This window comes from Inquilinus sp. Marseille-Q2685 (assembly GCF_916619195.1).
Taxonomy (GTDB): domain Bacteria; phylum Pseudomonadota; class Alphaproteobacteria; order DSM-16000; family Inquilinaceae; genus Inquilinus.
Window position 1 is genome coordinate 263,197 of record NZ_CAKAKL010000009.1, and the last position, 6,000, is coordinate 269,196.

Below are 6,000 nucleotides of genomic sequence, written 5' to 3' on the forward strand. Positions count from 1 at the left end.
ACACGCGGATCGCAGGATACCCGAGAAAACCTTCGCGCCATGGCGGTATCGGGGAGGGGCTGGGAAGGCGCCGGTGATCTCAGCAGCGCGTGCGTGTAGCCTCTTCAGCCGCGACCATTTTTCTTGTGCAAATGGAGAAAGCGAGCGATCCGCTCCTTCAACCGCATCGCCGACATCGCGCGTCGATACAGCATGATCGAACAGTGCACGTCGTATATGCGTGGGCAAATCATTCCATTTCAGGATGACTGCCGCTCCAAGCCGCCGCAGAACGCGGTCTTCGTTGTCGCCGAAGGCCGCCTCATCGTGGCGCGGCTGATGTGGCCCCCGCCTTCGCCTTCCCATCTTGAGAGAGCTGCGATCAGTTGGCTCTTTGGTGTTGATCTATCCACTTTATGAGGGACCGTTCACTGTATATGGTGCCGCTCTGGTGTTGTTACGACGACAAACTGCGGGTGCCCCTTCCAAGCGATCCGGTTGTCCCGACCATTTTATCGATTGGTCCCGCTCACCGATTCTTTTTCTACGCAGGTGACCCGACGCCTCGTCACATCGATGACGTGACAAGGACCTCGACTGACAAGCCTTGGAAAGCATCGGTCATTCCCACGAAACTGCCGGCCACCGGCATGGCCTGCCGAATATGGCGGGCGACAGCGACGGGGATCAGATTAAGCCCGCCGACTCTGCGGTTCGTCGGATCGAAGGTGATCCACCCCGCACCCGGAACATAGACTTCCGCCCAGGCGTGGGTCGACCCTGCCCCCGGACTGCCCTGGTCCGGATTGTAGATATAGCCGGAGACGATCCTCGCCCCGAAACCGAGATTGCGTGCCGCCTCGACGAAGAGCACCGCCAAATCCCGGCAGGATCCCCAACCGCGATCCAGAGTAAGGGTCGGCGACTGGGTGCCCTCGTCCTCCCGGCTTTGATAGCGGATCCAATCCGCGACGCCGGCGCTCAGGTCCTTGAGCAGCGCAAGGGTATCCGTCGGATTGGCGCGGATGAACCCCCGCGCCCAATCGCGCAACTGCCACGCTGGGTCCGGATATTGCTGGATCGCGAGCGCACCGAGGTCGGCCCATTCATCGTCAGAATATCGGAAAGGGTATGAGAGGGCAGAGGCGGCAATGTCGAAGACCGGCCACGGCGTGCCGTTGAGCTGAAGCTCCGCGACGCTGTTGACCACGAGATGATCGGCCATGGTCTGAAATGTGGCTGTCGCGATGGCATTGCCATAGACATCCTGCGCCCAGGTCATCGCCGCGGTAGGTGTCACAGCCACATCGCTCGACATCAGGCGAAGATCGCGGCTCTCACGCGGACGAAGCATCAGCCGGTGCGGCCCAAGGCTCACCGGCTGGCAATAGCGATAGGTCGTCTTGTGTTGGATCCTGAGCGTGATCAAGGGAAGCTCCAACCTGAGTGTCGATGCGGGCGCTGCTCGATGGACCCGCCTTGCCGCCCGCCGGTAGCGGTCGAGTGCCCGAAGCTCATCAATGCGTCGGCGGTGGCCGCCCCGCTGGCGTCCGGTTCGGGGCGCTGCGGCAACGTCCGGCAGTGGCGGATATCATTGAAGATGTCGGTTTCTGATCGAGGGTCGTCTGCCGCAGGTCGATGTGGCCCGGTCGCCAGATCAGACATATTGCGGGACGCAGTCGGAACAAGCTCCGAACTGGAATATTGATGGAGCGAGCCGCGTTGAAATTTCCGATGGTGAGATTTGCTTCGCGCTGAAAGCGCCGGACCGACCTTGCATTGCAGGATCAAACGACGACAACGACAACGCCAAGAGATGGAATAATCGGTCGGCCACCGATCCTGGTGGCTTACCCTGCCAGACGGCTTCGTACATTCTGCGGTAGCACTGGGCGCAACTGCGGCTTGCTCTTTTGCCTGTCGGGTGACCGCAGGAACCGACCACGAAAGTCTGAACACCATGAACCGCAGCCTTGAGCGGCTTCCCAAGGAATCGGTGGACCGGTTTACCAAGCCGTTCACGCAGTTCCTTCGCATTGAGGCGACGGCCGGTGCCGTTTTGCTGCTTAGCGCCCTTCTGGCCCTGGTTCTCTCCAACTCCCCTTGGTCGACGTCGTTTCTCGCGGTATGGGACATGCAGGCCGGTTTCCGGCTGGGCGACTTCGAGTTCTCTCGCTCGTTGAAGCACTGGATCAACGACGGGCTGATGACGCTGTTCTTCTTCGTCGTCGCGCTCGAACTGAAGCGCGAGATGGTGTTGGGGGAATTGCGCAATCCGCGCATGGCGGCTCTGTCCATCGCAGCAGCTCTTGGCGGAATGATCGTGCCGGCGGGTCTCTTCCTGTCGCTTGAGGGCGGCGGCAAAGGCGCCCACGGCTGGGGTATCGTCATGGCGACCGATACCGCCTTCGTGATCGCCTGCCTCGCGATCCTTGGATCCCGCGTTCCGCAGAGCTTGCGGCTGTTTCTCCTGTCGCTGGCGATCTTCGACGACATCGGTGCGATCGTGGTGATTGCGATCGGCTATGGCGGCGCTTTGGATTGGGCAGCTCTCGGGATGGCGGGTCTGGGATTTGCAGTGGTGGCGGGGACCGCGCGCCTCGGGGTCCGGAGCTTCCAGGTCTACTTCGTGATCGGCGGAGCGATCTGGCTAGCCCTGGACGCATCGGGCATCCACCCGACGCTTGCGGGCCTTGTCCTTGGTCTGATGACCCCGGCGCATAGTTGGGTGAGCGACAATCGCCTGCGCGCGATTCTGAATCGCGTGGTCGCCTATCCTCCGGGCAACAGCTGGAGCGGCGATACGACGAACCGGCGCGATCTCCGCCGAGCGAGCACCGCTTCCCGTGAAGCCTTATCTCCCATCGAGCGTCTCGAGATTATCCTTCATCCTTGGGTGGCATTCACGATCATGCCGCTCTTCGCGCTAGCGAATGCAGGTCTGGCGATCTCCCCCGAAGACATTGGCGGAACCCTCGGGATTGCGATCTTCGCCGGTTTCGTGTTCGGCAAGCCGATCGGCGTGATCACTTTCAGCTGTCTGGCAGTGAGCCTCCAATTTGCAGCACGCCCGCCCGAACTGCCTTGGAGCGTTCTGGCAGCAGGCGCCCTCTTGACCGGCATCGGTTTCACGATGGCGCTGTTCATCGGCGAATTGGCCTTCGATTCCAGCCTGCTCAACTCGGCCAAACTGGGTATTCTGGGCGCGTCGGCCGCCTCCGCGGCATGCGGAATGTTGGCATTGGCATGGCTGACGTCTCCGGCCAAGCGGTGACCAGGATCAGACCGATCATCGGCCGCACCGGTTTTCCATTCGGCGTCGTCGTCCGCCCGGCGTGCCATGCAGCTCATAGGAGGCGCCCCTATCTTGGATCCCCAGAGGCCTCCGTCGTCGATGACTACAACCTCGAGCTTCAGGTAACTCGCGATCCCGACCGTCGCGCCGCCCGCTTGCTCGGCCGTCAGCAGGCCACCCTCGGCGTAATGATGAAATGAGGGTTTGCGTCGCTGAACGAGGGCGCGACGATGAGGCCGATGATCCTGCCCGCATCTGCCTTGACGGTGAGAGTGACAGCGCGCTCGACTGGCTGAGAGATCTTCCTGAACGTGCGCATCTCCATGTTCCTATCTGCGGGTCAATCACCAGCTCAGCACCAAGGCGGCGAAAAGCACGCCCCCGAGTATCGCGATGATGCCGGCCAGCCCCATAGGGTGCCGCTTCGCCCAGAACCGCCAGACTTCATAGAGCCGGTCGGTCGGGCGAAAGGCTCCCTGCCGGCCATCCGTCTCACCGGAGCGGGTCTCAGATCCCTGGAGGGCTCCTTGCGGCGTGCCCTCTTGGCGGCTTTCAGCGGGCGCTCCCTGTGCGCAAGCGTCATCCGGAGGATCAGCGTCTCGCGCCAACGCCGCTGCCAATTCATCGGGATCCACCACGACGACCTGAACCTGCTCCCCGGTCCCCGGGCGTCCGGCCAGTCTGATCATCGTCGAGACCCGCCGATAGGTGGGAGGGGGCGAGCCCTCGATCCGTTCCTCGTCGGTCTCGACAGTATAGGTCCCTGGTGATTGCTGTCCGCTGATTCCGCTCAACGTGAACGGCCGCACAAAGGTGACGGTCCCGCTATGGGTTCGCAGGGTCATCGGGATTCTTCCAAGGGCGCGGCCCGCCTCCTCACCCGCTACAGGAATGCTCGCGACGCGACGTAGAGGATGCCCAGCAGGATGAACCCCGCGGGAATCACGATCGGTGGAACGAACCAGGCTTTCATGGCGCGTACTCTTGATACTCTGTGGTCCTGCCAAGAAGCAGGCCCATCAGGAGCGCCCTTCGATCGGGCGATGTCGCCAGCCGACTGATCCGTCACACACGGTCGACGATGTTCAGCGGCTCACCCTCAAGAGATGGTGCGGCTCCGAGGCTATTGCGACCGAAATCGTCGTCAATTCCTCCTGCCCTGGCGCTGGACTCGCGCAGAAAATACTACTTTTCAGTGCATAATTAACGAAACACAACCATCGCTAAATACATCATCTGCGTCGGAATGAAGTTTCTACACAAGCGTCCGTCAGTCGTATTATGCCGAAACGCGGTCGGTATATTTTTTGGCAATCTGGAATATATTTTAAAATCACTTGATATTTACATATTAGATTCCCACGTACAATTCGGGATTGCGGCCTCACTGAATGGCGTTACGCATCCAGCTCAAACGGCATCCTGATCAAGGGCGCCGGCGCCCGCCCTCCCTGTCGAGCAAGATTGAACTGGGAACGATCGCGTCCTGCTTCGCAGGGAAGCGATATCCCATCACAAGGAAAGATCATGGGAAACATCATGTGGCGCGAGAGCCCCTACTGGCCGGACGAGCCGGTGCCGAGCGACTCGCCGCGCGATGCCGAACTGGATCGTTCCGCGGAAGAGCGCAGCGAAAACGAAGGAATGGCCGAACACCTGGGGAAGTCGCAGGATCCGGCAGGCTGGGAACTGGATCGGGCAGCGCGCATCGGAGGACAAGGAAGCGCCATCCACGCGTCTGGCGGACCAGTCACCGGCATAGACCATGGTCATGCCCGGAGGCGATATGGCGCGGTCGAGAACACCGATCTGGAGAGACGTGTGCTCGCGCATGAGCAGATCCTGCAGGCGCTGATCGCCCATATGGCGGAAACCGAGCCGGAGTTCATCAACCGCTTAAATCGCGCGTTCAACAATCCGGACCATCTGAGCCGTCGCGAGCACGATTATACGGACACCGCGCAATACGCCGAACAGTTCGTCCGCGAGGTGATCCGTCTTGGAGAAGGGGCGGGGAAACCAGCCGTCCCCGCCAAGCAGCCGGCAGGCCCGCTTCTGCGCGCATCGACTGTGGAGCATGATGGCGAGCAACATGGGATCGTCCCGACGGTGTTCCTGGTGGCCCACCAGGCCGGGAGATGGACAGTGACCAGGGACGGGCAGTTCTACGGTCATTACTTCGCGGGGAAACCGGCTCAGGACGCGGCGCAGGCCGCGATCCGTGCCATCATCGCGAACGGCGGATCGGCGGTCATGACCCGCCCGCGGCCGCGCGAGGCCGGCTGACGAACGACTGAGCTCGTTCGTTCCTGCATCAGCGCGACGGCAAGACAGAGATCGGCGACGGGGAAGCCTGCTCCCTGCGCCGCAACCAAGTTGCTTACTGCACAGTTCATCAAAGGATTCAGGTGATGAGATTCCGCCCATTGCACGACCGGATCGTGGTCCGCCGCATCGATGCCGAAGCCAAGACCGCAGGCGGGATCATCATCCCCGACACCGCCCAGGAGAAGCCGCAGCAGGGCGAGGTCGTGGCCGTCGGCCTTGGCGCACGGGATATGAATGGTGTGATCCAAGCGCTCGATGTCGGCGTCGGCGACCGCATCCTGTTCGGCAAATGGTCCGGCTCCGAGATCCGGCTCGAGGGGGTCGACTACCTCGTGATGAAGGAGAGCGACGTGATCGGCGTCGTCGCCTGATCCCACCCGCCTCCCACATCCCCCCTC

Annotated in this window: 6 protein-coding genes; 3 read left to right on the forward strand and 3 right to left on the reverse strand. The window is 61.8% G+C overall.

The genetic code is table 11. The annotated features are described in order from the left end of the window. Positions 1-547: 547 nt before the first annotated feature. Positions 548-1,408, reverse strand: a complete 861-nt coding sequence (locus tag LG391_RS30160; protein ID WP_225772050.1) for a transglutaminase family protein — start codon at positions 1,406-1,408, stop codon at positions 548-550. Positions 1,409-1,939: 531 nt separating this feature from the next. On the opposite strand from LG391_RS30160, the gene nhaA reads away from it, so the two are divergent. Further along, positions 1,940-3,253, forward strand: coding sequence for a Na+/H+ antiporter NhaA (gene nhaA, locus LG391_RS30165; RefSeq protein ID WP_225772052.1), 1,314 nt, complete (start codon positions 1,940-1,942; stop codon positions 3,251-3,253). Between the two features lie 187 nt (positions 3,254-3,440). On the opposite strand, the gene LG391_RS30170 is transcribed toward nhaA, so the two are convergent. Together LG391_RS30170 and LG391_RS30175 are read right to left on the reverse strand one after the other, a co-directional pair. Continuing rightward, positions 3,441-3,599 carry a hypothetical protein gene (locus LG391_RS30170; protein WP_225772054.1) on the reverse strand — a complete coding sequence of 53 codons (159 nt, stop codon included), beginning with the start codon at positions 3,597-3,599 and terminating at the stop codon, positions 3,441-3,443. A gap of 19 nt (positions 3,600-3,618) precedes the next feature. Further along, positions 3,619-4,119 (reverse strand): hypothetical protein, encoded by a 501-nt coding sequence (locus LG391_RS30175; RefSeq protein ID WP_225772056.1) that lies wholly within the window; start codon positions 4,117-4,119, stop codon positions 3,619-3,621. 682 nt (positions 4,120-4,801) lie between these two features. On the opposite strand from LG391_RS30175, the gene LG391_RS30180 reads away from it, so the two are divergent. Then, a complete protein-coding gene (locus LG391_RS30180; RefSeq protein WP_225772058.1) occupies positions 4,802-5,560 on the forward strand; it encodes a hypothetical protein in 759 nt (252 codons plus the stop codon). 125 nt (positions 5,561-5,685) lie between these two features. Next, positions 5,686-5,973: a co-chaperone GroES gene (locus LG391_RS30185; protein WP_225772060.1), complete on the forward strand. Its 288-nt coding sequence runs from the start codon at positions 5,686-5,688 to the stop codon at positions 5,971-5,973. The last annotated feature ends 27 nt before the right edge of the window (positions 5,974-6,000 follow it).

What these genes read in the sequence shown, in the direction of transcription:
- nhaA (WP_225772052.1), top strand. Translation starts at nt 1,940, where the DNA reads ATGAACCGCAGCCTTGAGCGGCTTCCCAAGGAATCGGTGGACCGGTTT.
- LG391_RS30170 (WP_225772054.1), bottom strand. Translation starts at nt 3,599, where the DNA reads ATGGAGATGCGCACGTTCAGGAAGATCTCTCAGCCAGTCGAGCGCGCT.
- LG391_RS30175 (WP_225772056.1), bottom strand. Translation starts at nt 4,119, where the DNA reads ATGACCCTGCGAACCCATAGCGGGACCGTCACCTTTGTGCGGCCGTTC.
- LG391_RS30180 (WP_225772058.1), top strand. Translation starts at nt 4,802, where the DNA reads ATGGGAAACATCATGTGGCGCGAGAGCCCCTACTGGCCGGACGAGCCG.
- LG391_RS30185 (WP_225772060.1), top strand. Translation starts at nt 5,686, where the DNA reads ATGAGATTCCGCCCATTGCACGACCGGATCGTGGTCCGCCGCATCGAT.